Raw genomic sequence first — 24,952 nt, forward strand, 5'->3', positions numbered from 1 at the left:
ACGTCGTTCTGGGGCGTAGGTTCGCGGCATGCGCACCAGCCTCACCGAACGGCTCGGCATCGACTTCCCGTTGTTCGCGTTCAGCCACTGCCGCGACGTCGTGGCCGCCGTGACCAACGCGGGCGGGTTCGGCGTGCTCGGCGCCGTCGCGTACTCGCCGGAGCGGCTGGACCAGGAGCTGTCCTGGATCGACGCCCAGGTGAACGGCCGGCCGTACGGAGTGGACGTGCTGGTCCCCGGCAAGATCGACGCCGGGGCCGCCGATCCCGGCGCGCGCCTGCTGGACCTGGTGCCCGAGAGGCACCGCGACTTCCTCGCCCACCTGTTCCGGAAGTACGGCCTCGGCCTCCCGGGCGGCCCCATGGAGCCCGGCGCGGACGAGGCCGGGCGCAGGGTCACGCCGGAAGGCGCGACCGGCCTGATCGACGTCGCGCTCACGCACCCCATCGGGCTGATCGCCAGCGCCCTCGGGCCGCCGCCCCCGGCGATGGTGGACCGGGCACGGGCGGCCGGGGTGCCGGTCGCGGCCCTGGTCGGCACCGTCGAGCACGCCACGCGCCAGGTCGCCGCGGGAGCCGACATCATCGTCGCGCAGGGCACCGAGGCGGGCGGGCACACCGGTGAGGTGTCCACGATGGTCCTGGTCCCCCAGGTCGTGGACGCCGTGGCCCCGGTGCCCGTGCTCGCGGCGGGCGGCATCGCCGAGGGGCGGCAGGTGGCCGCCGCGCTCGCCCTCGGCGCCGAGGGGGTGTGGTGCGGCTCGGTGTGGCTCACCACGGACGAGGCAGAGACGCCACCGGTCGTCAAGCGCAAGATGCTCGCCGCGACGTCGCGGGACACCGTCAGATCCCGCTCGCGTACCGGCAAGCCCGCCCGCCAGCTCAGGTCCGCCTGGACCGAGGAGTGGGACGGTGCCCCGGAGAGCCCGGGGCCGCTGGGGATGCCGCTGCAACTCCTGCTGGCCGAGGCCGCGATGGCCCAGGTGGGTCAGGCCGCCGAGTCCGGCAACCCGGGCGCGCGCGAGTTGGCCAACTACTTCGTCGGCCAGGTCGTCGGGCAGATGAACCAGGTCAAACCGGCCCGCCAGGTCGTCTACGAGATGATCAAGGGGTACGGCGACGCGGTCGAGAGGCTCCGCGGCATCACCGACGCCTGACTCCCCCGGACACGACGGACCACGGCACGGCAATGGGTCACGACACGACACCACGGACCACGACAGCGACAGCGACACGCGCCACGACACCGGGACACGACACCGGGACGCAGCACTGCGGCACGATGCCGCGTCATGTGCGACATCGCCGGTCGCGTCGCGCGCTCATGGTTTGTTGCCGAGACCGGCCTGCCGGGCCCGGATGATGGCCTCGGCCCGGTCGGCGACCTGAAGCTTGGCGAAGATCGCGGAGATGTGGTTGCTGACGGTCTTGACGCTGATGACGAGGTGGCGGGCGATAGCGGGGTTGGTGTGACCCGCGGCGATCAGGTCGAGGACCTCGCGCTCGCGCGCGGTGAGCTCGGGAAAGGGCTCGGCGGCCGGGGCGGCGCGCGCCGCCCCCGCGAAGAAGTCGATGATCCGGCGCGCCACGCTCGGGCCGAAGACGGCGTGTCCCGCGGCGACGGAGCGGATCGCCCGGACGATCTCGTCCTGCTGGGCGCCCTTGACGAGGTAGCCGGAGGCGCCGGCCCGCATCGCCCCGAAGACCGAGTCGTCGTCCTCGAACATGGTCAGCACGAGCACCCGCGTCGCGGGCGTGGTCCGCAGGATCGCCCGCGTCGCCTCCACCCCGTTGGTCCCGGGCATGTGAAGGTCCATGATCACGACATCGGGCTGGGTGAGCTGGGCCTCACGGCGGGCGGCCTCACCGTCACCGGCCTCGCCCACGACCTCGACGTCGGGCAGTGACGCGACGAGGGCGCGTAACCCCTCGCGCATGAGCGGATGGTCGTCGACCACGACGATGCGGATGGGGCCGTCGGCGCTCATGCGTGCTCCAGTGGTAGCAGGACGTGGACGCGTCCACCCCGGTTGGTGGGACCGGCGGTGAGGGTACCGCCGAGTTCGGCGGCGCGCTCGTGCATGGAGCGCAGCCCCACACCGTGGGACCACTCGCCGCCGGCGGCGGTGCCGTCGTCACGCACTTCGAGGTGCAGGGCGTGGTCGGCGCGCAGCGAGACACTGCACGTGCTCGCGTGCCCGTGCCGGAGGGCGTTGGTGACCGCCTCGGTGGCGATACGGTACGCGGCGACCTCCACGGCCGCGGGCAGCGGCGGCAGGTCGTCGGGGATGTCGACGGTGACCACGAACCCGGCCTGGTCACGATGCCAGGACTGCTGGGCGCGCTGGCGCAGCGCCCCGGCCAGCCCCAGCTCGTCGAGGTCGGGCGGGCGCAGATCGTAGACGAGCCGCCTGATGTCCGCGATCGCGTCGGTCAGGTCGGCGCGCAGGTCGAGCAGCAACCGCCCGCACCGGTCCGGATCGCTCTGCCGCAGGTTGTGCGCGGCGTCGGCCTTGAGAGTGACCGCGGTCAGCGCGCTGCCCAGGCCGTCGTGCAGGTCGCGGCGCAGCCGCCGGCGCTCCTCCTCACGGGCGGCCACGATCTGCGTGCGCGACTCGCGCAGCCGCTCGGACAGGCGCACCGACTGGAGGGCGAGGCCGACGGGGGCGGCCAGCAGGTCGAGAGCCCGCCGGTCGGCGGCCGAGAGCCGCGTCTCCCCCGCGCGCAGGCCGACGAGCAGGTCCGCCGGCTCCCCCTCCGCCACCTCGATCGCCACCGTGTGCCAGGCCGTCGTGGGCCGGCCGTACGCCGAGATGAGGCGGCCGTCGGAGCTGATCGCGGCGTAGGGCAGGCGCAGCGCCTCGCACACCGCCCGCAGCACACCCTCCAGGCCCGTGCCGAGACGGACCCCGACCCGGGCGGCGGCCTCGGCCGGGTCATGCCGCCGGCCGTACATGAGCCGGTCCACGAGGGACTGCACGGCTGAACGGGCCGGCGCGAACGCCACCGCGATCATCGCGGTGGCGACCAGCGGGCTCGCCGACAGCCGGTCGCGGGCCAGCGGGGCGAGTCCCGCGACGATGCCCAGATACGCCCCGACCACGCCCAGCGTGAGGAGGCCGTACACCAGGGACCGGTTGACGATCAGCCGGATGTCGTAGAGCTGGTGGCGCACGATCGCCACCGTGGCCGCCGCGGGGATCAGCGGCAGGGTGAACAGGAACAGGATCGGCCCGTCGGTGGTGACGATCCGCTGCAGGTTCAGCGCCACGAACAGGACCACCGCCCACAGCAGCCACATCACCTGCAGCCGCTCCGCACCCCGCGACCGGTACGCGCGAAGCCCGAGCGCGACGATGCTCCCCAGCAGCACCAGCCCCGTGAGGGCGACGAACACGGGCATCAGGGTCGCTATGACACGTTCGACCGCGTCGGGCAGCAGCGGGCCCTGGTCGGCCGTCGACTCACCGCTGTCCCCGCCGGGCTGCAGTGTCACGGTCGGCGCCAGCAGGGTCAGCGCGACGGTCACCACGGCCAGCGGCCGCCACCTGGGGGACAGCGGGCGACCGTAGGGGAACAGCTGCAGGATCAGAGGCAGGCAGACCACCGGCGCCGGGATCCAGGCGGTGATGCCGATCAGGTTGATCGTGCGTTCCCAGCCGGGTGACAGCGTGAACGCACCCGACAACACACCCAGGCACGCCACGCTCACGGTGTAGCAGGCGCCGTACGCGACGAAGAGCAGCCCGACCCGATGTCGCGGCCGGTGTGCCAGCACAAGCGAGCCGAACGCGGTGAACGTCACCGACATCGCACTGTTGGTCAACAGGTACGACTCCGCCGCGTCGCCCACGGTGAGACCACCGGCGAACCACGACACCCATGTCGCGACGACCACGACTCCCGTTACCGCGACGACGGCGACAGGCGCGGTCCGCTTCCCTGGCATGGACCCATCATCTGGTCCCCCGACCCCGGCGGCCATGGGTGCGCGCTCCTATCTCGCCTGGGAGTACGCGGGACCGGGATGGGGGGCCGCACCCACGACGGCGGGGGCGCGCGCCGGTCACCCTCGGATCCGCAGGAAGGACCAGACCACCCCACATTCGGAGGACCCCATGGAACCCGGCACCCGACCCGACCCGGCGACGACCAGCGGCCCGTCGCGTGCCACGCCGCCGCGCGACGTACGCGGCTTCTGGCGCATCCTGCTCGCGGTCATCGCTCCGCTTCCCATGCTCGCGCAGGCCGTCTACTACCTGCTCAACCCGGTCGACGGAGGGTCGTCCTTCGCCGACACCGTGACCGCGTACACGGCCCACCAGCAGCTCATCGGCGTCCTCAGGCTGGTCGGCGCCGTCTTCGTCGTCGGACTCCCGGCCGCGACGTTCGCGGTCGCCTGGGCGGCCCGTCGCGGCGCCCCGCGACTCACCTCGTTCGGCGCCTTCATCTCTCTGCTGGGCTCCTTCTCCGGGATCGCCCTGATCATCGGTGGGGATCCGCTCGCCTACTACACCGTCCGCGAGGGGCTCGACGTGGGCGTCATGACCAAGCTCTCCGACGACGTGGTGGAGAACGATCCGGTGCAGCAGGTGGCGGGCCTGCTGTTCATCGTGGGCATCGTCATCGGCCTGCTCCTGCTGGGTCTCGCACTGTGGCGCAGCCGCGTCGCCCCCGCGTGGATGGGCATCGCCCTCGCCGTGGGGGGCTGCACCCACCCGTTCCTGCCCGGCCACGTCGCCCAGGGCGCCGGCCTGCTGGTCGCCGCCGTCGGCTTCGCCGGGGCGTCGTACGCGTTGCTGCGCATGCGGAACGACGACTTCGACCTGCCCGCCATGTCTGCGGCCCCTCGCCCCGCCTCGTCGCACGTGCGCACGTGAGGGACGTGAGGCGGCCGTTTCGGCGAACCCGGCGGGTGCGGACCGCCGGGATCGCTGCTTTGATGGCCTCCTGCGGGGATCGCGCGCTCCCTCAGGCACTGACACGCGGGCGCGTTCGTTGGAGGGGTGATGTTCGCCGCACTCACCGGGCTCGGCCTGTCCACCGCCGCGGGGCTCAACGCCTACATCCCGCTGATGGTCGTCGGGCTGGTCGCCCACTTCACCGACGCCGTACGGCTCCCGCAGGGCTACGAGTGGCTCTCGAACGGCTGGGTGCTGCTCATCATCGGCGTGCTGCTGGTCGCGGAGATCGTGCTCGACAAGGTGCCGGTCGTCGATCACGTCAACGACATCATCCAGACCGCCGTGCGTCCCGCGTCCGGCGGCGTGGTCTTCAGCGCCACCACCGCCGCGGCGGAGCTGGACAACTCGGCCTGGATGGCCGAGCATCCCGCCGTCGGCTGGATCCTCGGCATCGCCGTCGCCCTCGCGGTCCACGCCGTGAAGGCGAGCGCCCGCCCGGTCGTGAACGTCACCACCGCCGGGGTGGGCGCCCCTGTCGTCAGCACGGTGGAGGACGCGGGCGCGCTCGGCATGAGCCTCATCGCGATCTTCCTGCCGGTGCTGGTCGTCGTGGCGGTCGCGGTGCTGGCCTTCGTCGGCTGGCGCCTCACCCGTCGCGTCCGCCGGTATCGCGCCTCGCGCAGGGCCGCCCGTACGGCGGAGCCGACCTGAGAGCGCTCGGACGCGCTCAGAGGTCGGCCGTGTCCGCCAGGAAGTCGAAGAGACGGGCCAGCTCCGCGTACGTCGCGCCCTTCTTGATCAGCGCGCCCATACGCTGGGCGGCCTCCGTCGTGAAGTGGTGACCGGCCAGCGCGGGCGCCAGCGCCGCCCGGCGGCCCAGCAGATCGGCAGCCGAGGTGCGGTGCGGGTTGCGGACGATCGAGACGCTGACCCGGATGGCGTGCTCGTTGCCCCAGTGGACGCCGGGGCGGTCGGTCTCGACGGCCGAATAGCGGAAGCCGTGAGACCGGTCACAGGTGGGGCAGCCGACCGGCCCCCCGCCCAGGCTGCTCCCGCAGTCGGCGCAGACCAGCCGGTCCATGGCGGCGTCCACCACCCGCCAGTCGTGCCGGTCGGGCTCGTCCACGACCATCGCGGCGATGCCGAGCTCCTCCTTGGGCGTGATCATGCCGAACTCCCGGGAGACGAACTCCCGCCAGCCGTCGTCCACGATCTCGTCGACCAGCACCCGGCACCGCGCGCAGTCCGGAGCCCCGCCGTACTCCCAACAGCCGCACGCCGAGCAACGCCGGAGCCGCTCACCCACCGCCGGCCGCATGTCCGTCACCCCGTCCTGTAGATCACCTGCGGACGTACCGTATCGGATCGGTCATTTCACCCCGGCTTCGCGCATGTCGCGAAGCTCGCGCTTGAGCTCCTTGATCTCGTCGCGCAGCCGGGCCGCGACCTCGAACTGCAGGTCGGCGGCCGCCGTGTGCATCTGCTCGGTGAGGGACTCGACCAGGGCCTCCAGCTGGGACCGGGGCATCTCCCCGACGATCGCCTTGGCGTGCTGGCCGGCCGTGCGGGACGCGAGCCCGGGCACCGGCGCCTTGCCGCGCGACTGCTGGCGCCCTCCGCCGCCGAGCAGTTGGGCCGTGTCGGCGTCCTCCCTGGCGAGGCTGTCCAGGATGTCGGCGATCTTCTTGCGCAGCGGCTGGGGGTCGAGCCCGTTCGCGGAGTTGTAGGCCATCTGCTTGGCCCGCCGCCGGTTGGTCTCCTCGATGGCCCGCTCCATGCTCGGGGTGACCTTGTCGGCGTACATGTGGACCTGGCCGGACACGTTTCGCGCGGCGCGGCCGATCGTCTGGATCAGCGAGGTCTCCGAGCGCAGGAATCCCTCCTTGTCGGCGTCCAGGATGGCCACCAGGGACACCTCGGGCAGGTCGAGGCCCTCACGGAGCAGGTTGATGCCGACCAGCACGTCGAACTCGCCCATGCGCAGCTCGCGCAGCAGCTCGATCCGCCTGAGGGTGTCGACCTCGCTGTGCAGGTAACGCACGCGGATGCCGTTCTCCAGGAGGTAGTCGGTGAGGTCCTCCGCCATCTTCTTGGTCAGGGTGGTGACCAGGACCCGCTCGTCCTTCTCCGTGCGCACCCGGATCTCGTGCATCAGGTCGTCGATCTGGCCCTTGGTCGGCTTGACGACGACCTCGGGGTCGACCAGCCCGGTCGGGCGGATGACCTGCTCGACCACGTCGCCCTTGCTGCGGCCCAGCTCGTACGGCCCCGGCGTGGCGGACAGGTAGACGGTCTGCCCGATCCGCTCCAGGAACTCCTCCCACTTGAGCGGGCGGTTGTCCATCGCGGACGGCAGCCGGAACCCGTGCTCGACGAGGGTGCGCTTGCGCGAGGCGTCTCCCTCGTACATCGCGCCGATCTGCGGCACGGTCTGGTGCGACTCGTCCAGGACGAGCAGGAAGTCCTCGGGGAAGTAGTCGAGCAGGGTGTGCGGAGCGGTCCCCGGCCCCCGCCCGTCGATGTGGCGGGAGTAGTTCTCGATGCCGGAGCAGGTGCCGATCTGGCGCATCATCTCGATGTCGTAGGTCGTGCGCATCCGCAGCCGCTGGGCCTCCAGCAGCTTGCCCTGCTGCTCCATCCGGCTGAGGGACTCGGCCAGCTCCGCCTCGATGTCGCGGACGGCCCGCTCCATCCGCTCGGGACCCGCGACGTAGTGCGAGGCCGGGAAGATGTACAGCTCCGGGTCCTCGGTGATCACCTCGCCGGTCAGCGGGTGCAGTGTGGCGAGCTTCTCGATCTCGTCGCCGAACATCTCGATGCGGACGGCGAGCTCCTCGTACTGCGGGATGATCTCGATCGTGTCGCCGCGCACCCGGAACGTGCCCCGCGTGAAGGACAGGTCGTTGCGCGCGTACTGCATGTCGACGAGCTTGCGCAGGAGCTGGTCGCGCTCGATCTCCTGGCCGACCTTGAGCCGGACCATGCGGTCGACGTACTCCTGCGGGGTGCCCAGGCCGTAGATGCACGACACCGAGGCCACCACGACGGTGTCACGGCGGGTCAGCAGCGAGTTGGTCGCCGAGTGACGCAGCCGCTCGACCTCCTCGTTGATCGAGGAGTCCTTCTCGATGTAGGTGTCGCTCTGCGGAACGTACGCCTCGGGCTGGTAGTAGTCGTAATACGACACGAAATATTCGACGGCGTTGTTCGGCAACATCTCGCGCAGCTCGTTGGCGAACTGCGCGGCGAGCGTCTTGTTCGGCTGCATGACCAGCGCCGGGCGCTGCAGACGCTCGATCAGCCAGGCGACCGTCGCGGTCTTGCCGGTGCCGGTGGCACCCAGCAGGACGTTGTCCTTGTCTCCCGCCTTGACCCGGCGCTCCAGGTCCGCGATCGCGGACGGTTGGTCGCCGGAGGGCGTCATGTCGGTGACCACCTCGAAGGGCGCCACTTTACGCTGCAAGTCGGTTACGGGCCTCACGTCTGCATAACCTACGCCGGGCCACCGACATTTCCGTACCCGAGCCGGGCCTTCCCCGCCGACCACCGCGCGGGCGGCCCTCACCCGGCCCTCACATGGCCCCGGGCAGGGGCTACGCCGCCTTGGGAGGGCTACACGGCCCTGGCCCGCAGGTCCTCCCAGAGCTCGGCCACCCGGGCGTCGAGATCCTCAAGAGGGCCCTCGTTACCGATCACCACATCGGCGATCTTCAGCCGGTCCTCCCTGGCGGCCTGCGCGGCGATGCGCGCCCGCGCGTCCCGCTCGGACATGCCGCGGCATCGCGTGAGGCGATCCAGGCGGATCTCGTCGGACGCGTCCACGACGACGACGACGTCGTACATCGACGCGAGGTTGTTCTCCGCGAGCAGCGGGACGTCGTAGACCACGATCGCGTCCTCGGACGCGGCCTCCTGGAGTTCACTCACCCGTTCGCCGACCCTGGGGTGGACGATCCCGTTGAGCACGGCCAGCTTCCCCGCGTCCGCGAAGACGATGGAACCGAGCCTCTCGCGGTCGAGACCGCCGTCCGGGCGGAGCACGGTCTCGCCGAACGCCTCGACGATCTCCTTGAGCCCCTCGGTTCCGGGCTCCACCACCTCACGCGCGATCTTGTCGGCGTCGATGACGACCGCCCCGTACTCCGCGAGGCGCCTGGAGACCTCGCTCTTACCCGACCCGATGCCGCCCGTGAGGCCCACCTTCACCACGCCCGCAGCCTATCGGGAGCCTTCCGCCTCCGGCAGGCGGCCCCGCATTGGGCAAAGAATGGCGATTTATCGGGAGATCGCCTCGCGCCGCAAGTGGATCAGGGTGAGGTGATCCTGGACGCGCTCCCTGCGGGTCTCCCGGTACCCCAGGCGGCGATAGAGCCGCAGGTTGCCCTCCGACAGGTGCCCGGTGAAGAGGTCGAACGCGGCGGCCTCGGGCACCGCCGCGTGGAGAGCCTCGAGCAGGGCGGTGCCGATGCCCATCCCCTGCCGGTCCGGAGCGACCACGAGGCGGCCCACGAGGCACGCACGGCCGGGCCGCCCACCCATCTCGTGCTCCGACCTTCTCGTGGGTCCCCGCCCCGCACCGCCGTCCTGGGCTCCGTCAGGCATCCGTCCGCGCACGGAGCCGACGATGCGCGTGCCCTCGACGGCCTTGAGCACCACGCCGGTCTCGATCACCTTGCGGAGCTGTTCGAACGACTCGACGAGGGGGGCGATGAAGGGATCGCCGTACATCTGGGCCTCGGTCACGTACGCCGCGCGTTGCAGGGTGAGGATCTCCCCGGCGTCGGCGGCCGACGCCCTCTCGATGTCCGCCACGCCGTCACCCTATCGGCAGCGGGGCGGTGAAGAAGATCACGGAGAAGACGGCGGGAAACGCGAGAGAAGGAGGAGAACGCGAGAAGGCCCCGCCGAAGCGGGGCCTTCCCGTGCTTACTTCACATCCCGAGCGGTCAGCTCTGGCCGCCGGCCAGCTTCTCGCGCAGGGCGGCGAGCGCCTCGTCGGAGGCGAGCGCGCCACCACCGGTCTGGGTCGGGGTGGAGGTCTCGCCGGAGTAGGACGACGGAGCGGCCTCGCTGGCCTCCGCCTCCTCCTGGCGAGCCTTCTCGACCTGCGACTTGTGGGCCTCGAAGCGAGCCTGGGCCTCGGCGTACTGCCGCTCCCACTCCTCGCGCTGCTTGTCGAAGCCCTCGAGCCACTCGCCGGTCTCGGCGTCGAAGCCCTCGGGGTAGATGTAGTTGCCCTGGTCGTCGTAGGTCGCCGCCATGCCGTACAGCGTGGGGTCGAACTCGACGTCGGCGCCCATCGCGCCCTCGTTCGCCTGCTTCAGCGAGAGGGAGATGCGGCGGCGGTCCAGGTCGATGTCGATGATCTTGACGAAGATCTCGTCGCCGACCTGCACGACCTGCTCCGGGATCTCCACGTGGCGCTCGGCCAGCTCGGAGATGTGGACCAGGCCCTCGATGCCCTCCTCGACGCGGACGAACGCACCGAACGGCACCAGCTTGGTGACGCGACCCGGGACGACCTGGCCGATCTGGTGGGTGCGGGCGAACTGCTGCCACGGGTCTTCCTGCGTCGCCTTGAGCGAGAGGGAGACGCGCTCGCGCTCCATGTCGACGTCGAGAACCTCGACCGTGACCTCCTGGCCGACCTCGACGACCTCGGACGGGTGGTCGATGTGCTTCCAGGAGAGCTCGGAGACGTGCACCAGTCCGTCGACGCCGCCGAGGTCCACGAACGCACCGAAGTTGACGATCGAGGACACGACGCCCTTGCGGACCTGACCCTTCTGCAGGGTGTTGAGGAACGTCTGGCGAACCTCGGACTGGGTCTGCTCCAGCCAGGCACGGCGGGACAGGACCACGTTGTTGCGGTTCTTGTCCAGCTCTATGATCTTCGCCTCGAGCTCGCGGCCGACGTACGGCTGCAGGTCGCGGACGCGGCGCATCTCGACCAGGGAGGCCGGCAGGAAGCCGCGGAGGCCGATGTCGAGGATGAGACCACCCTTGACGACCTCGATGACCGTGCCGGTGACGATGCCGTCCTCGTCCTTGATCTTCTCGATCGTGCCCCAGGCCCGCTCGTACTGAGCGCGCTTCTTGGACAGGATGAGGCGGCCTTCCTTGTCCTCCTTCTGGAGGACAAGGGCCTCGACGTGCTCGCCGACTTCGACGACGTCGGCAGGATCGACATCGTGCTTGATCGAGAGCTCACGCGAAGGGATGACACCCTCGGTCTTGTAACCGATGTCGAGCAAGACCTCGTCTCGATCGACCTTGACAACGGTGCCCTCAACGATGTCGCCGTCGTTGAAGTACTTGATGGTCTCGTCGATCGCGGCGAGGAAGGCCTCCTCGGAACCGATGTCGTTGACCGCTACCTGCGGGGTGCTCGAGGTGGCCTCAGTGCTGCTCGTCATGTGTGGAATTGCTCCGAACCGGACAGATGTCGTTGTGACCGAGGCGCGATGGGCTTGTTTCCGTTCAACCACGGTGATGGTGATCGAGCGCGAGCCCGCTCCGTCCGAGGCGCACGCGAGCCCACGGCGCAGCGATCAGCATATGAGACGACGCGTCCCAGGTCAATCCGGCCGCGATGCTAGTAAGCGATGACCCTTTTCGCCGCCTTTGAAATGATATTACCTCGAAGCCTCTTCGGTATGGAGATGTGCTCAGGATCCCCATCGGACGTGTACCGCTCCCCCGGATGCTTGTCCAGCCAACCCAGCCAGTAGGCCGAACACCAGCGGCGGCACTCCCCCTTCTTTCCGTTGGACTGGATGCGCCAGATCGCGGAACGGTCAAAGCTTTTCGCGAACGGCGGAACCGAGGGCTCCGCCCCGGCGAGGAAGACCCCCTCGAACCGGTACGGGGTGCCGTCCCACTTGCCCTCTCGTGCCGTCTTGGGCTTCCTCGGGCGGGAGCCGTACGGCAGGGCGAGGGTGAGGGACGGCGGGGCGCCGAGCTTCTTCAGCAGCCGCTCCTGCCGGACGATCTGCTCACCGACGCCCCCCTTGGACAGCCGGCGCAGGTCGGGGTGCGAGTAGGTGTGGTTGGCCACCTCGAATCCGTGATCGACCAGCCACTTCACCGCCGCCTCCTGCCGCGCCCGGTCGGGCAGGCCGAACGGGGCCCGGTTCACCCAGAAGGTCGCGGCCGGCCGGAAATCGGGATATTTCGCCGCGACCTCGTAGATGATCCCCACCGCGGTGTCCTTCTTGGGCATCCCGTTCGCGTCGAACGCGAAGTGCGAGGGGTGGCCGTCGTCGAAGGTGAGCACGACCGGATGCGCGCCCGCGGGGATGTCGATCTTCCCGGTCACGAACTCGGCCGCCGTGATGGGCACGTAGCCGGACTTGGCCAGCTTCTCCAGCTCGGACCGGAGCTGGGAGGGCGTCCGGTCGATCGAGGCGATGCGCTTCTTCAGCAGCCGGTGGTACATGATCACCGGCACCAGGCCGAGCTCGTTGGCCCCGACCGCGCGGGCCGACTCCACCGTCGCGGTGACCGGCGGCGGCGTGTGACTCGGCGCCTCCGGCGCCGCTCTGGCCGAAACCCTCCTGTCTCCGGACTCGTCATCGCCCGCGGAGGGCAGCAGCGTCAACGCCACCAGACCCACCGCGATCACCGCCGCATTGGCGACCAACGTCGCCCGAGCAATTTTTCGCACAGTCATTTGACCTTACTGCCCGAATTTTGCAGAAGGTCATCTGTGCTCTACTTCCTGATGAATCACGGCATACCGGCGGAGGATCCCGCCACCCGTCAGTGGCCGGCGTCCTCCCAGGTCGGGCCGACGCCCACGGACACGTCGAGCGGCACGCGGAACTCGAACGCCGCGCACATCTGCCCGACGACCGCGCTCTTGAGCTCCTCCAACTCGCCCGGGGCGACCTCGAAGACGAGTTCGTCATGGACCTGGAGCAGCATGCGGGAGCGCATGCCCTCGATCGCCTTCTGGACGTCGAGCATCGCGACCTTGATCACGTCGGCGGCCGAGCCCTGGATCGGCGCGTTCAGCGCCATCCGCTCCGCCATCTCGCGGCGCTGCCGGTTGTCGCTGGTGAGATCCGGCAGGTAGCGGCGGCGGCCGAGGATGGTCTCGGTGTAGCCGTCCTTGCGCGCCCGCGAGACCAGCTCCTCCAGGTAGTCGCGGACCCCGCCGAACTCCTGGAAGTACTCGTCCTTGAGCGCCCGCGCCTCCGAGACCGGGATGCCGAGCTGGCCGGACAACCCGAAGTCGGACAGGCCGTACGCCAGGCCGTAGTTCATCGCCTTGATCCGGGCCCGCAGATCGGCGTCCACCTGCTCGGGCGGAAGGTCGAAGACCCGCGCGGCCGTCGCCTGGTGGAAGTCGTGACCTGACTCGAAGGCCGCGATCAGCGACTCGTCACCGGACAGGTGCGCCATGATCCGCAGCTCGATCTGGCTGTAGTCGGCGGTGAGCAGCGTCTCGTAGCCCTCGCCCACGACGAACCCCTTGCGGATCCGGCGGCCCTCGGCGGTGCGGATCGGCACGTTCTGCAGGTTGGGCTTCTCGGAGCTGAGCCGCCCGGTCGCCGCCTTGATCTGGTTGAACGTGGTGTGGATCCGCCCGTCGTCGCCGATCTCCTTGATCAGGCCCTCGACGGTGGTGCGCAGCTTCATCTGGTCACGGTGCCTGAGCATGATCGTCGGCAGCTCGTGCTCGGTCTGCCCGGCCAGCCAGGCCAGCGCGTCGGCGTCCGTGGTGTAGCCCGTCTTGGTCTTCTTCGTCTTGGGCAGGTTCAGCCGGACGAAGAGGATCTCCTGGAGCTGCTTGGGCGAGCCCAGGTTGAACTGCTCGCCCACCGCCGCGTGCGCCGCCTCGACGGCCTGCTTCACCGCCGCGCCGAACTCGGCCTCCAGCGCCGCGAAGTACTGCCCGTCGGCGGCGATGCCGGCCCGCTCCATCGTCGCGAGCACCCGCAGCAGGGGCAGCTCGACCTCGGTGACCAGCCGGGTGCCGCCCCGGCTCGACAGGCGCTTCTCCAGCTCGTCCGCGAGGTCCCGTACGGCGTGGGCCCGCAGGGCGAGCTCGGCCGCGGCGGCGTCGTCCTCCTCGAACAGGCTGGTCTGACCGTTGGCACCGGTCTCGCTGCGCAGCTCGCGATGGAGATAGCGCAGCACGAGGTCGTTCAGCGGGAACGAGCTCTGCCCCGGCATCGCCAGGTAGGCCGCCAGCGCCGTGTCACAGGTCAGGCCGCGCAGGTCCATGCCGAGGTCCCACAGGGCGAGCAGCGGCCCCTTCGCGTCGTGGACGGCCTTCGGCTTCGTCTCGTCGGCCAGCCACGCCCCGAGGGCCGCCTGGTCCTCCGGCGTGAGCTGGGTGGGGTCCACGTAGGCGGCGCCCGACTCGCCGGAGACGGCGATGGCGTCCAGCCGCCCGGTGCCGCTGCCGTACGCGCCGCGGAACTCCAGACCGGCACGGCCCTCGGGCAGCGCGGCCAGCCACGCGCCCACCTCTCCGGGGCCGAGCACGGTCACCTCGACCTCGAAGCCCTCGCTCACCTCGGGCTCGGCGGTGCCGAGGGTCTTGAAGAGCCGGTCACGCAGCTCGCCGCGGATCTGGAGGGTGTCGAGCAGCTTGTTGATCTCCTCGCGGTCCCACTGGCCCATCAGCAGCTCGCCAGGGGCGGCATCGAGGGGGACGTCGCGCCGCAGCTCGGTCAGCATCCGGTTGTGGATCACCTGGCCGAGGTGCTCGCGCAGCTTCTCGCCGACCTTGCCCTTGACCTCGTCGGCCCGCCGGACCAGCTCGTCGAGCGAGCCGTACTCCGAGATCCACTTGGTCGCGGTCTTCTCGCCCACGCTGGGAACGCTCGGCAGGTTGTCGCTCGGGTCGCCGCGCAGCGCCGCGAAGTCGGGGTACTGCGCCGGAGTCAGGCCGTACTTCTCCGCGACGGCGTCGGGGGTGAACCGCGTCATGTCGCTGATCCCGCGCCGGGTCATCAGCACCGTCACCCGGTCGTCGACGAGCTGCAGCGCGTCGCGGTCACCGGTGACGATCAGGACGTTCATGCCGGCGCCCGAGGCCTGCGTGGCCAGCGTCGCGATCAGGTCGTCGGCCTCGTAGCCCGCGAGTGACAGGCGCGGGACGCGCAGCGCGTCGAGCAGTTCGAAGATGAGGTGCACCTGGCCGCGGAAGTCCTCCGGCGTCTCGGACCTGTTCGCCTTGTACGCCTCGAACGCCTCGTGCCGGAAGGTCGGCTCGCTCCGGTCGAAGCACACGGCGACATGGGTCGGCCGCTCGTCGCGGAGAATGTTGGTCAACATCGAGGTGAAGCCGTACACCGCTTCCGTGTGCTGACCGTCCGTCGTCATGAGGTTCGCGTCCTTCAGGGCGTAGAAGGCGCGGTACGCAAGGGAATGACCATCCAGGAGCAACAGGCACGGACGGTCGGGGGTCGCTTCGGTGTTCGGCACATCCGCAGCCTAGTCTCCATCTACGACAGAATCCGCAGGCTCTTGCGCACAGGAGGCATCCCCTTGACCCTGACCAATCCCGACGAGTCCGTGTCCTTCCTCAACCAGATCAGCCGCGGGCACCTCCCGGATCGGATGGGCATCGAACTCCTCGAGGCGACCCCGGAGAAGGTCGTCGGGCGCATGCCCGTGGAGGGCAACACCCAGCCGTACGGCCTGCTTCACGGAGGCGCGTCGTGCGTTCTCGCCGAGTCGGTGGGATCGATGGGCGCCGCCCTGCACGCGGGTCCCGGACGGGTCGCCGTCGGCATCGAGATCAACGCCACCCACCACCGCTCGGCCACGTCCGGTCACGTCACCGCGGTCGCCACCCGCGTCCACGGCGGCCGCAGCCTCGCGACGTACGACATCGAGATCAACGACGACGAGGGCCGGCGGGTCTGCACCGCGAGGCTCACCTGCATGCTGCGCGATGCCGGCTGATCTCCCGGCCTTCGCTTCAGGCCGGGGTGAAGCGGACTCTCCCGCATAGCCGGGTAGGAAAGGCCGTTTCGCCGTCGGGACGAACCGGTGTTGGGTAGCGTGGTCGCGTCAGGTACCGCCGGACGGGCGGGAACGGAGCCGTAAGGCTCGAAAGCCTGTGGAGACCCGGTAGGACCGCTTCGGCGGCACAGGTCGATGAAGCAGGAAGCCGCAGAAGTGCCGCACGCGCGGCACAGGCTGAATCTCCGGCATTCATGCCATAGAGCACGTCAACGTTAGTCCGCTCGGGGCCGGTGCCCGTGGCGCGCCGAGTAGATAACGTGCGAAGCCGGGGAAGCTGCGCACGGCCCCAAAGGCCGCCACGGGCACGATGAGACGGGACGGCGCCGCCCCGCTCGGCCGCGGGATCACGCGGGACTTCACGCGAGAACGCCCAAGACATCGCGCGAAGGAAACAATCCAAGAACGCCTTGTCGCACCCCACTGCGCCGGTTCGGCGCGCGGACTATCGTGCGGGAATGCCATGGTTCGGCCGGGTCGGATTCCTGATGGTCACCGCTGTGGTCACCGCTGTGGTCACCGCGCTCGTGTCCGGGTGCTCGGACGCGCCCGCGAAACCGGCGGCCGCCCCCACCTACCCGCTGCCCGCGCAGACGGCCCGCCCCGACGAAACCGTGATCACAGCGCCTCCCGTGGTCGACGGCCAGATGCGGTTCCGCGTGCTCGGCTACCGGGACGGCATGCCGAGCACGTTCGGCAGCCACGCGGAATGGAACGCCAAGGGGCAGTTCGTCCGGGTACGCGTGCTGATCGAGAGCACCGACCGGACCAACCAGACGTTCGACGCCAAGCAGCAACTGCTCGTCGCCTCGGACGGGCGCACCTTCCACGTCGACAACTTCTCGCAGGCGATGAAGCGCCAGCCCGACGAGCTCCCGGTCGGCAGCTTCGTGCGGATGGAGTTCGACCTCTGGTTCGACGTGCCGAAGGACGCCAGGATCGTCAAGGTCCGCTTCGTCGCGGATCCACCGCTCGGCGCCAGCGGCCCCTCGAATGGCGTGGACGTACCGCTACGGTCGGCTTCTGGGCCTTGAAGGGCCAGGCTTGCGGCTCCTCGCCGTCGATGGCTTCGGCGGTTCGGGCCGCGTCATCGGCAGCGTGACTCACTGCCCAGCCTGCGAGTCAGAGGGTCACGCTGAGGGGCGTCAGCCAGTGGATCTCCAGGTCTTCTCGTAGGTAGTCCATGCGGTGCCGCTGGAAGTGCGCGAGTTCGGGACGCGCGAGATGCGCGCGCAGGTCGTCGGCCGACCGCCACAGTTCGTAGAACACGAACGTGCCGGGATCCGCCACGTCGCGGTGGACCTGGTACTGCATCGAGCCAGGCTCGGCCCTGGTCGGTTCCACGAATGACAGCAGCAGTCGCTCCAACTCATCGGCGCGCTCGGGCTTCGGCCGGGCGAAGCCGTAGATACCGACCGGCCCGCTTCCTTCAGGTACGACGATTTTCATACCTGCCAACGCTAGCCATCGGTCAGGTACGATGCAAATCGTACCTAGGAGTGAGACATGGATCTGGGCAAGGTGTTCCGCGCGCTGGCCGACGACTCCCGCCGCCGGGTCGTGGCCGAACTCGCGGCCGATCCCGAAGACCGGGAGCGCGCCTGCGGCTCGTTCGACCTGCCGGTGAAGAAGGCCGCGCGCACGCATCACTTCCGGGTACTGCGCGAGGCGGGACTGATCACGCAGCGTGACCACGGCAACGGCAGCGCCGTCTCACTGCCCAGGCAGGACATCGAGCGTCATCTGCCCGGCCTGTTGACGCTCCTGTCCGAGGAGTTGGAGTCCGGCAGCAGGGAGGGCGCGACAGGGAGCGCTACCGCTGATTAGCTCACCAGGACCACCGGCCGCCCTGTCGCTCTCGCACCCCTGTTCCACGGGTCGGAGGCAGGCCGTCATGAGCTCCGCGAGGCGCTTCGCAGGAGTGTCCCGGCCGAGCGTCTTGAGCACTGCCGGTTCCAGTTCCGGTTCCGCCGGATTGTACTGATAAGGCGTGACATTTCGCGCGCTCGGCGCTTCAATGGCTTCGATCATGGACGATGCCGATGTGACCACCGAGCGGGTGATCTCGCCGACCCTCGTGGGCCGGGATGCGGAGTTGCGGCGGCTGATGGCGGTGGTGACGCGCACTCCGGCCGTGGTCATGATCGAGGGCGAGGCCGGAATCGGCAAGACGCGGCTGGTCAGCGAGCTGGCCGCGGCGGACGAACTGCGTGACCACCCGCCGCTCGTCGGCGGCTGCGCGCAGATCCGCGAGCCGTTCCCGCTCGGCCCCGTCATCGAAGCCCTGCGCGGCGCCGCCGCGAGGCTGCCCACTGTCAACGCGCCGCGCGACACCGCCGAAGGGCTTCCCGTGGCGGGGTTGTCGCCCGTGACCGGTGCCCTGCGCCCCCTGCTGCCCGAGCTCGCCGATGTGCTTCCGGACGCACCCGGACCGCTGGACGACCCCGCCGGGCTGCGGCACCGCGTGTTCCGGGGGCTCGTGGAGCTGATCGGGGCGCTCGGGCCGGTCGTGCTGGTGCTGGAGGACCTGCACTGGGCCGACGAGCAGACGATCGAGTTCCTCGCCTATCTGCTCGCCGACCCGCCACCGGAGCTCGGGCTCGTCCTCACCTTCCGCGGTGAGGAGGCCGGGCCCGGGCTGCGGGCGCTCACCGCGCGGTTGCGTCCGGGGCTGGCCCACGCCCACCTCGTCCTGGCCCCGCTGGACGCCGCGCACACGAACGAGCTGACGGCCTCCATCCTGGGGACCGCGCAGGTGTCGGAGGAGTTCGCCGCCTATCTGTGCGAGCGCACCTCCGGCCTGCCGTACGCCATCCAGGAACTCGTCGCGCTGCTGCGCTCCCGGGGCGTGCTGGTCCAGCGCGGCACCCGGTGGGCGCGCAAGACGCTCGACGAGCTGGGTGTCCCCGTCGGGGTGCGGGATTCGGTGCTGGAGCGGGTGCGCAGCCTGAGCGCGAACGCCCAGGCGGTGGCGGAGGCCGCGGCGGTGCTGCAGGTGAGCGTGGCGGTGCCGGTGCTCGCGGCCACCTGCCGCGTGCCCGAGCAGGACGCCCACGAGGGCTTGGACGAACTGCTCGACCGCGGCCTGTTCGCCGAACGCTCCGGAACGGCGGGCTTCCGGCACGCGCTGGCCGTACAGGCCGTCTACGGCAGCATCCCGCTGTCGAGGCGGCAGGACCTGCACGCCCGCGCGGCCACGGCCGTGTCCCAGCAGCGCCCCACACCGCTGGGCCAGATCGCCCACCACCACCGCCACGCCGGCCATGACGACGCCTGGGTGGACGCCGCGGAGAAGGCGGCCGACCAGGCCGTGGCCCTGGCCAACGACGCCGAAGCCGAACGCCTCCTCGCGGCGGTGCTCCGGCACGAGCCCCTCGCCCCGGCCCGACCCACGCCCCTCGACTCCACGCGGCAGGGCCCGCTCGATCCCGTGCGGGAGGGCAGGCTCGCGGCGAAGCTGGGGTGGGCCGGTGGCTACGCGCTGGGCGGCGACGAGCTCATCGCCCTGCTGCGCCGCGCCGCGGAGCGGCAGCCACCCGGACCGGTTCGTGGCGAGCTGAACTACCTCATCGGCCTGAAGCTCGAGGCCGCGGGCGCACCACCGGAGCTTGTCCGGCGGGCCATGACGGACGCCGTCGCCGATCTCGGGGACCGGCCTGTCCTCGCCGCCTACGCGATGGTGGGCCTGGGCATGCCGAGAACCCCCGACACCCCGATCGCCGAGCACCTCCACTGGCTCGACCGGGCCCTCGACCGGCTCCCCGAGATCGCCGAGCCCGAACGGCGCATCTCCGTCCTCGGCAAGGTCGCCATGGTGCTGACCCTCGTCGGCGACCCGCGCGCGGCGCGCCTGACCGAGCAGGTCGTGGCGCAGACCGGGGGCCGCCCGGCCAACCGGTGGGAAGCGGTCGCCTACGAGTCGATCGGCGAGGTCGCCTGCCTGGCCGGACGACACGACGACGCCCACCGTCTGCTGGACGCCGCGCTGCACGAGGCGGCCGAGCACGACGTCACCGGCCTGCTCGAATCCAGGTGCCGGTTGAACCTGGCGACCCTGGCCTACTGCCGGGGTCCGTGGGACCGGTTGGAAAGCGAGCTCGACGCCTCGCTCGTGCGTTTCGCCGACCTGCGGAGCTACCGGCTCACGGCGGAGACCGTCGCCGCCTGCCTTGCGCTCGCCCGCGGGCATGGCGACGCCGTACGCCTCGACGACCTGGTGCGCGAGAACGTGACGACGGGCGCCGCCGACGTGCTCCCGCTCCCGGTCAGCGCCCTGCTCAGGCTGGCCACCACGCAGGATCGCGCGGAGGAGGCCGTGGCGCGCACTGCCGAGGCGTTCCGGCTGTGGGCGGCCAAGGGGCTGTGGCCGGTGGGCGTGCGCGCCGTTCCCGCCCTGGCCGAAGCCCTGGTCGGGCTGGGCAGGAACGACGAGGCCGTGGAGCTGGTGACGCGCCTCGAACGCGAGCTCGCCGGGCTGGACGCGCCGCTCGCGCGGGCAGCGCTCGACCATGCCGCGGGCTTTCTGACGTCCGACGCCGCCTGCTTCACAGCCGCCGCCACCGCATACGACCGGCTGCCCGCGCCGTACGAGGCCGCCCAGGCCCGCGAGCAGGCCGCGGCGCGTCTGCTCGCCGCCGGTGACGAGCAGGGGGTGCCGGTGCTGGAGGCCGCCCTGCACGCGTACGGCGGGCTGGGCGCGAGCTGGGACCTCGATCGGGCCGTCCAGCTGGGCAGACGCTGGGGCCTGTCCCTGCCGGCCAGGCATCGTGGCGGCCCGCGCGGCTACGGCTCCGAGCTCTCCCCCAGGGAACACGCCGTGGCCAGGCTGGCCGCCACCGGGCTGACCAACAAGGAGATCGCCAAGGAACTGTTCGTGTCGGCCAAGACCGTGGACAAGCACCTGGGTTCCGCCATGCGCAAGCTGGGCCTGCGCTCCCGCGCCGGGCTGGCCCGCCGCCTCGACGCCTGACTATTGGGGTGTTTACCCCATAGATAGCCCTCTGGGGCTCCTGTGACCCTTGGCGCATGTCCGAAGTGAACGATCCGGAGGACGAGCCCGAACTCGACCTTGAACGCGAGGAGGACGAGCCCGGACTCGACCTCGAACTCGACGAGGACGAGCCCGAACTCGGCGAGGGCTGGGTCGACGCATGAGCAGAGAGGTCCCCCCCACCATGCGAAGAGTCTTAACCGGCGCGGCCGTCGCGGCGCTGGCAGCGGGGTTATTGACCCCGGCGACAGCCCGGGCGGCAGAGGGCGACGGCACCGTCATCACGCTGCCAGGAGCCGAGGGCCAGTGGAACCTCACCCTGATCACCGGCGACACCGTCCATCTCACCAGGGACGGCAGCGGGCGCTATACCGCCACCCCTGAGGCCACCCGCCGCCCCGACGGCCACACGCCGCTGTTCCACAGCGAGGCGGGCCCGGAGGGCGTCTTCGTCATCCCCGACGACGCCCAGCCCGCCCTCGACTCGGGCGTCTTGGACCGCAGGCTGTTCGACGTGCGCTACCTGGCCGACAACGGCTACGCCGACGGCACGGCCGACCAGCTGCCGCTGATCGTCCAGTACAAGGGCGGCGACACCCCGAAGGCCACCGCACGGGCCCTGCCCGCCAGTAGCGCCACCCGGTCGCTGCCCAGCATCCACGGCGCCGCGTTGGCGGTCGACAAGGCGAAGGTGGACGACTTCTGGTCAACCCTGCGCGACCAGACCACGACCGCGGGCAAAACCGCGCTGACCGGCGGCGTCGGCAAAGTCTGGCTGGACGCCAAGGTCAAGGCCGACCTCGCGGAAAGCGTGCCGCTGATCGGCGCCCCCGAGGCATGGAAGGCCGGCTTCGACGGCACCGGCACCACAGTCGCCGTCCTGGACACCGGCGTCGACGCCACCCACCCCGACCTGGCCGGCAAGATCGCCGAAAGCCGCAGCTTCGTCCCGGACCAGGAGGTGACCGACGGCCACGGGCACGGCACCCACGTCGCGGCCACAGTGGCGGGCTCGGGCGCGGCCTCCGGCGGCTCGCGCAAGGGCGTCGCTCCCGGCGCCAGGCTGGTCATCGGCAAGGTGCTCGGCGACTCGGGCTCGGGCAGCTCCTCCGACATCATCGCCGGCATGGAGTGGGCCACCACCGAGGCCAAGGCGAAGATCGTCTCGATGAGCCTCGGCGGCACGCCCACCGACGGCACCGACCCGCTGTCCCAGGCCGTCGACTACCTCAGTGCCTCGACGGGTGCGCTGTTCGTGATCGCCGCGGGCAACTCCGGGCCGGGCAAGGAGACCATCGGCACGCCCGGCGCCGCCGCGTCCGCGCTGACAGTGGCCGCCACCGACAAGGCCGACCAGCTCGCGAACTTCTCCAGCCGTGGGCCGAGGGCCAACGACGGCGCGCTCAAGCCGGACATCGCCGCCCCGGGCGTGGCCATCGTCGCCGCCCGTGCCGCGGGCACCGCGCTGGGCACACCGGTCGACAACCTCTACACCAGCCTGAACGGCACCTCGATGGCCACCCCGCACGTCGCGGGCGCCGCCGCGCTCCTGGCCCAGAAGCATCCCGGCTGGAACGGCGAGCGGCTCAAGGCCGCGCTGATGTCGACCGCCAAGGACACCGGCTACACCGCCTACGAGCAGGGCGCCGGCCGGGTCGACGTGGCCAGGGCCACCTCCCAGGAGGTCGTCGCCACCACGCCGAACCTTGACTACGGCGTCATCCCGGTCGACGCGAACGGCGCCGTGGACAGGACCATCACCTACGCCAACGACGGCGCCGCCGAGGTGACGCTGACCCTTACCGCGACCATGCGCGAGGCCAAGGACGCGCTGGCGCTGAGCGCCTCGACGGTGACCGTCCCCGCCGGCGGCACGGCCTCCGTCACCGTCACGCTGCACCCGGACGGCCTGGCCAAGGGCGGCTACACCGGCGCCGTGGTGGCCACCGGGCCCTCCGGTGCGCTCGCCACGACCCCGGTGGGCCTGCGCCGCGGGCCGAAGAAGGTGCCGCTGCTCGTTCACACCGTCAACAAGTATGGCGACGCGCCGCTGGCGCGGGAGTTCTGGGTGTCCGCGGCCGCGGTCGACGTCGCCGACACCTACGGCGTCGGTGGGCGCGAGCTCGTCAGCGACGGCACGTACCGCTTCATGGTCGAGCCGGGTACCTACAGCGTTCAGTCCGGCATCCAGCATCAGACGACAGACGGCGCGCAGGGCCCGATCGCCCTGCTGTACAACCCCGAAGTGGTCGTGCCGGAGGAGGGCATCGAGATCACCCTCGACGCCCGCGAAGCCGTACAGCTGCGCTTCGAGACGCCCAAGCCGATCGACTGGCGGCACGCCAGAGGCACCATCACCACCGTGCGCACGGCCTGGGACGGCACTCCGCTGGCAACCGGCTCGATGGGCGCCCTCGGCCAGAACGATTGGTACATCAGCCCCACCAAGAAGGTCACCAAGGGGAAGTTCCTGTTCTCGGTCCGGGCTACGGCGGCCAACGCGCAACTGGCCGTGAGCGCCGTCGCCCCGCAGAAGTATCCGATCGACGCCAGGACCCACGAGTTCTTCGACGGCGGAAGGAGCTTCGACTTCGACGAGGACACGCCGTTCCCGGCCGGCACCCATCGCTACGACCTCGCGTACGTCGGCGGCGGCGAGCACCCCGAGGGCGACCTGGGCGGCAAGCTCGCGCTGATGACGATCGATCCCAGCGACACCTGTGTCACCGATCTCGAGCGCGTCCAGGCCCTGAAGGCCGCGGGCGCCGCCGGGGTCGTGCTGTTCGCCAACCGCGTGTACCCCGGCTGCACGATCCCCGCGCACCCGAAGGAGAGCACGAGGCCGGAGCTGCCGGTGGCCCAGATCCTCAAGGACGCCGGCGACAAGCTCCGCGCCCAACTCGCCGACGGCCCGGTGACACTCGAGATCACCAGCAACCCGAAGATCGACTACACCTACCAGCTCCAGGAGTACGAGGAGGGCAGGGTCCCCGGCGACCTCACCTACCGCTACACCAACGGCAAACTGTCGGCCGTGGACACCTACTACCACACGCCGAAGAACCTCGACCATCAGCTGGAGGCGTGGCACAGCTGGAAGCCGCTGGAGATGGTGTCGTTCTCGGTGGCCTTCAACTTCGCCGCCCCCGCCAGGCGGACCGAGTACTTCAGCGGGTTCGCCGCGGACACCCTGCGCAAGGGAACCTTCGGCAGCGTCGACGGCGACACCTGGATGCTGGGGACGACGATCGAGAAGGCCGGTAAGGAAACCAGGCACTGGGGCACGGGCTCGGCCACCCCGGGCGGCCTGGTGATCCCCGAGGTCCCCGGCGGCAAGTACAAGGTGATGTGCGCCATGTGCCGGAGCGGCGACACGTTCCTGCCCGCCTACACGTTCGTCACCGGTAACGGCCGGCAGGGCGGCGAGGGCGGGAGCGTCAACACCAACGCGAAGTTGTTCAGGGACGGCAAGGAGATCCCGCGCGTCGGAGGTACCGCGATCCCGAAGTTCACTCTGCCCAAGGACGAAGGCGTCTACCGGCTCGAACAGAGCGGCCTCGGCACGGTCAGCGCCTGGACCTTCCACTCCAAGGGCTACGACAAGGACACCACCCCGCCCACGACCACCTGTCACCCGGTGCTCGGCACCTCCGGCCCGTGCAACCCGCAACCGCTGGTGTTCGTCGGCTACGACCTGCTTGACACCCAGGCCCTGGACAACACCGTGCCCGCCGGACGCAAGCACACCTTCGAGGTCGACGTGACCCATCCCGCCTCGACCGAGCGGATGCCCGCCATCGCGGGGCTGAAGCTCGCCTACAGCACCGACGACGGCCAGACCTGGCAGGACGCCAAGGTCCGCAAGCTCCGCACCGGCGTCTACACCGCCACGCTCACCTACCCGGCCCTCGCCCTGACCAAGGGCGCCGTCACCCTCAAGGCCGAGGCCTGGGACACCGGAGGCAACAAGGTCGAACAGACCACCACTCGCGCCTTCCCCCTGCGCTGACCCCTTCTGGAAGAAACCCGCCGCCCGCGCCACGGGCGGCGGGTTCGACCTGTGCTGGTGGACGCGC

The 24,952-nt window shown here is 70.6% G+C and carries 19 protein-coding genes; 9 read left to right on the plus strand and 10 right to left on the minus strand.

What is annotated here, in order from left to right; translation table 11 throughout:
- The first annotated feature begins 28 nt into the window (after positions 1-28).
- Positions 29-1,156, plus strand: coding sequence for a nitronate monooxygenase (locus IMZ11_RS07705; RefSeq protein WP_228639001.1), 1,128 nt, complete (start codon positions 29-31; stop codon positions 1,154-1,156).
- Positions 1,157-1,321: 165 nt separating this feature from the next.
- Here IMZ11_RS07705 and IMZ11_RS07710 read toward each other — a convergent pair whose 3' ends face one another.
- Both IMZ11_RS07710 and IMZ11_RS07715 read right to left on the minus strand, forming a co-directional pair.
- Complete coding sequence (locus tag IMZ11_RS07710) at positions 1,322-1,987, minus strand: response regulator transcription factor (RefSeq protein WP_228639003.1); 666 nt, start codon at positions 1,985-1,987, stop codon at positions 1,322-1,324.
- Positions 1,984-3,948: a histidine kinase gene (locus IMZ11_RS07715; RefSeq protein ID WP_228639005.1), complete on the minus strand. Its 1,965-nt coding sequence runs from the start codon at positions 3,946-3,948 to the stop codon at positions 1,984-1,986. Before IMZ11_RS07715 ends, IMZ11_RS07710 begins: the two co-directional genes overlap by 4 nt.
- 34 nt (positions 3,949-3,982) lie before the next feature.
- Here IMZ11_RS07715 and IMZ11_RS07720 point away from each other — a divergent pair, with 34 nt between their 5' ends.
- Complete coding sequence (locus IMZ11_RS07720) at positions 3,983-4,879, plus strand: hypothetical protein (protein ID WP_228639008.1); 897 nt, start codon at positions 3,983-3,985, stop codon at positions 4,877-4,879.
- A 129-nt stretch (positions 4,880-5,008) separates the two neighbouring features.
- Positions 5,009-5,614: a DUF4126 domain-containing protein gene (locus IMZ11_RS07725; RefSeq protein WP_061252417.1), complete on the plus strand. Its 606-nt coding sequence runs from the start codon at positions 5,009-5,011 to the stop codon at positions 5,612-5,614.
- Between the two features lie 16 nt (positions 5,615-5,630).
- Here IMZ11_RS07725 and IMZ11_RS07730 read toward each other — a convergent pair whose 3' ends face one another.
- The 7 genes from IMZ11_RS07730 to polA form a co-directional block, all read right to left on the minus strand.
- Positions 5,631-6,221, minus strand: coding sequence for a hypothetical protein (locus IMZ11_RS07730; protein WP_228639010.1), 591 nt, complete (start codon positions 6,219-6,221; stop codon positions 5,631-5,633).
- Between the two features lie 51 nt (positions 6,222-6,272).
- Complete coding sequence (gene uvrB, locus IMZ11_RS07735; RefSeq protein ID WP_061252416.1) at positions 6,273-8,384, minus strand: excinuclease ABC subunit UvrB; 2,112 nt, start codon at positions 8,382-8,384, stop codon at positions 6,273-6,275.
- A gap of 131 nt (positions 8,385-8,515) precedes the next feature.
- Positions 8,516-9,112 carry a dephospho-CoA kinase gene (gene coaE / locus IMZ11_RS07740; protein ID WP_228639012.1) on the minus strand — a complete coding sequence of 199 codons (597 nt, stop codon included), beginning with the start codon at positions 9,110-9,112 and terminating at the stop codon, positions 8,516-8,518.
- A 66-nt stretch (positions 9,113-9,178) separates the two neighbouring features.
- Positions 9,179-9,715 carry a GNAT family N-acetyltransferase gene (locus tag IMZ11_RS07745; RefSeq protein WP_228639014.1) on the minus strand — a complete coding sequence of 179 codons (537 nt, stop codon included), beginning with the start codon at positions 9,713-9,715 and terminating at the stop codon, positions 9,179-9,181.
- Positions 9,716-9,849: 134 nt separating this feature from the next.
- Complete coding sequence (gene rpsA / locus IMZ11_RS07750) at positions 9,850-11,319, minus strand: 30S ribosomal protein S1 (RefSeq protein WP_228639016.1); 1,470 nt, start codon at positions 11,317-11,319, stop codon at positions 9,850-9,852.
- A 179-nt stretch (positions 11,320-11,498) separates the two neighbouring features.
- Positions 11,499-12,569: a polysaccharide deacetylase family protein gene (locus IMZ11_RS07755; protein ID WP_228639018.1), complete on the minus strand. Its 1,071-nt coding sequence runs from the start codon at positions 12,567-12,569 to the stop codon at positions 11,499-11,501.
- 95 nt (positions 12,570-12,664) lie between these two features.
- Positions 12,665-15,343: a DNA polymerase I gene (gene polA, locus IMZ11_RS07760; protein ID WP_228639020.1), complete on the minus strand. Its 2,679-nt coding sequence runs from the start codon at positions 15,341-15,343 to the stop codon at positions 12,665-12,667.
- A 63-nt stretch (positions 15,344-15,406) separates the two neighbouring features.
- Between polA and IMZ11_RS07765 the strand changes: the two genes are divergently transcribed.
- Positions 15,407-15,826: a PaaI family thioesterase gene (locus IMZ11_RS07765; RefSeq protein ID WP_061252411.1), complete on the plus strand. Its 420-nt coding sequence runs from the start codon at positions 15,407-15,409 to the stop codon at positions 15,824-15,826.
- A gap of 518 nt (positions 15,827-16,344) precedes the next feature.
- Positions 16,345-16,920: a DUF4352 domain-containing protein gene (locus IMZ11_RS07770; protein ID WP_228639022.1), complete on the plus strand. Its 576-nt coding sequence runs from the start codon at positions 16,345-16,347 to the stop codon at positions 16,918-16,920.
- Between the two features lie 88 nt (positions 16,921-17,008).
- Here IMZ11_RS07770 and IMZ11_RS07775 read toward each other — a convergent pair whose 3' ends face one another.
- Complete coding sequence (locus IMZ11_RS07775; RefSeq protein ID WP_228639024.1) at positions 17,009-17,335, minus strand: putative quinol monooxygenase; 327 nt, start codon at positions 17,333-17,335, stop codon at positions 17,009-17,011.
- Between the two features lie 57 nt (positions 17,336-17,392).
- Between IMZ11_RS07775 and IMZ11_RS07780 the strand changes: the two genes are divergently transcribed.
- The 4 genes from IMZ11_RS07780 (at position 17,393) to IMZ11_RS07790 (ending at position 24,885) form a co-directional block, all read left to right on the plus strand.
- Positions 17,393-17,713 (plus strand): helix-turn-helix transcriptional regulator, encoded by a 321-nt coding sequence (locus tag IMZ11_RS07780; protein ID WP_228639026.1) that lies wholly within the window; start codon positions 17,393-17,395, stop codon positions 17,711-17,713.
- A gap of 202 nt (positions 17,714-17,915) precedes the next feature.
- Entirely contained in the window at positions 17,916-20,855 is a 2,940-nt protein-coding gene (locus IMZ11_RS07785) for an AAA family ATPase (protein WP_228639028.1), read from the plus strand.
- A 56-nt stretch (positions 20,856-20,911) separates the two neighbouring features.
- Complete coding sequence (locus tag IMZ11_RS45065) at positions 20,912-21,040, plus strand: hypothetical protein (protein WP_255706142.1); 129 nt, start codon at positions 20,912-20,914, stop codon at positions 21,038-21,040.
- 20 nt (positions 21,041-21,060) lie between these two features.
- Complete coding sequence (locus IMZ11_RS07790) at positions 21,061-24,885, plus strand: S8 family serine peptidase (protein ID WP_228639030.1); 3,825 nt, start codon at positions 21,061-21,063, stop codon at positions 24,883-24,885.
- Positions 24,886-24,952: the final 67 nt, after the last annotated feature.

The organism is Microtetraspora sp. AC03309, assembly GCF_020826795.1.
Lineage (GTDB): Bacteria > Actinomycetota > Actinomycetes > Streptosporangiales > Streptosporangiaceae > Microtetraspora > Microtetraspora glauca.

Bases quoted from the DNA above. Each gene is read 5' to 3' on its own strand.
- IMZ11_RS07705 (WP_228639001.1), top strand. From the start codon at position 29: ATGCGCACCAGCCTCACCGAACGGCTCGGCATCGACTTCCCGTTGTTC.
- IMZ11_RS07710 (WP_228639003.1), bottom strand. From the start codon at position 1,987: ATGAGCGCCGACGGCCCCATCCGCATCGTCGTGGTCGACGACCATCCG.
- IMZ11_RS07715 (WP_228639005.1), bottom strand. From the start codon at position 3,948: ATGCCAGGGAAGCGGACCGCGCCTGTCGCCGTCGTCGCGGTAACGGGA.
- IMZ11_RS07720 (WP_228639008.1), top strand. From the start codon at position 3,983: ATGGGTGCGCGCTCCTATCTCGCCTGGGAGTACGCGGGACCGGGATGG.
- IMZ11_RS07725 (WP_061252417.1), top strand. From the start codon at position 5,009: ATGTTCGCCGCACTCACCGGGCTCGGCCTGTCCACCGCCGCGGGGCTC.
- IMZ11_RS07730 (WP_228639010.1), bottom strand. From the start codon at position 6,221: ATGCGGCCGGCGGTGGGTGAGCGGCTCCGGCGTTGCTCGGCGTGCGGC.
- rpsA (WP_228639016.1), bottom strand. From the start codon at position 11,319: ATGACGAGCAGCACTGAGGCCACCTCGAGCACCCCGCAGGTAGCGGTC.
- IMZ11_RS07770 (WP_228639022.1), top strand. From the start codon at position 16,345: ATGCCATGGTTCGGCCGGGTCGGATTCCTGATGGTCACCGCTGTGGTC.
- IMZ11_RS07775 (WP_228639024.1), bottom strand. From the start codon at position 17,335: ATGAAAATCGTCGTACCTGAAGGAAGCGGGCCGGTCGGTATCTACGGC.
- IMZ11_RS07780 (WP_228639026.1), top strand. From the start codon at position 17,393: ATGGATCTGGGCAAGGTGTTCCGCGCGCTGGCCGACGACTCCCGCCGC.
- IMZ11_RS07785 (WP_228639028.1), top strand. From the start codon at position 17,916: ATGGACGATGCCGATGTGACCACCGAGCGGGTGATCTCGCCGACCCTC.
- IMZ11_RS45065 (WP_255706142.1), top strand. From the start codon at position 20,912: ATGTCCGAAGTGAACGATCCGGAGGACGAGCCCGAACTCGACCTTGAA.
- IMZ11_RS07790 (WP_228639030.1), top strand. From the start codon at position 21,061: ATGCGAAGAGTCTTAACCGGCGCGGCCGTCGCGGCGCTGGCAGCGGGG.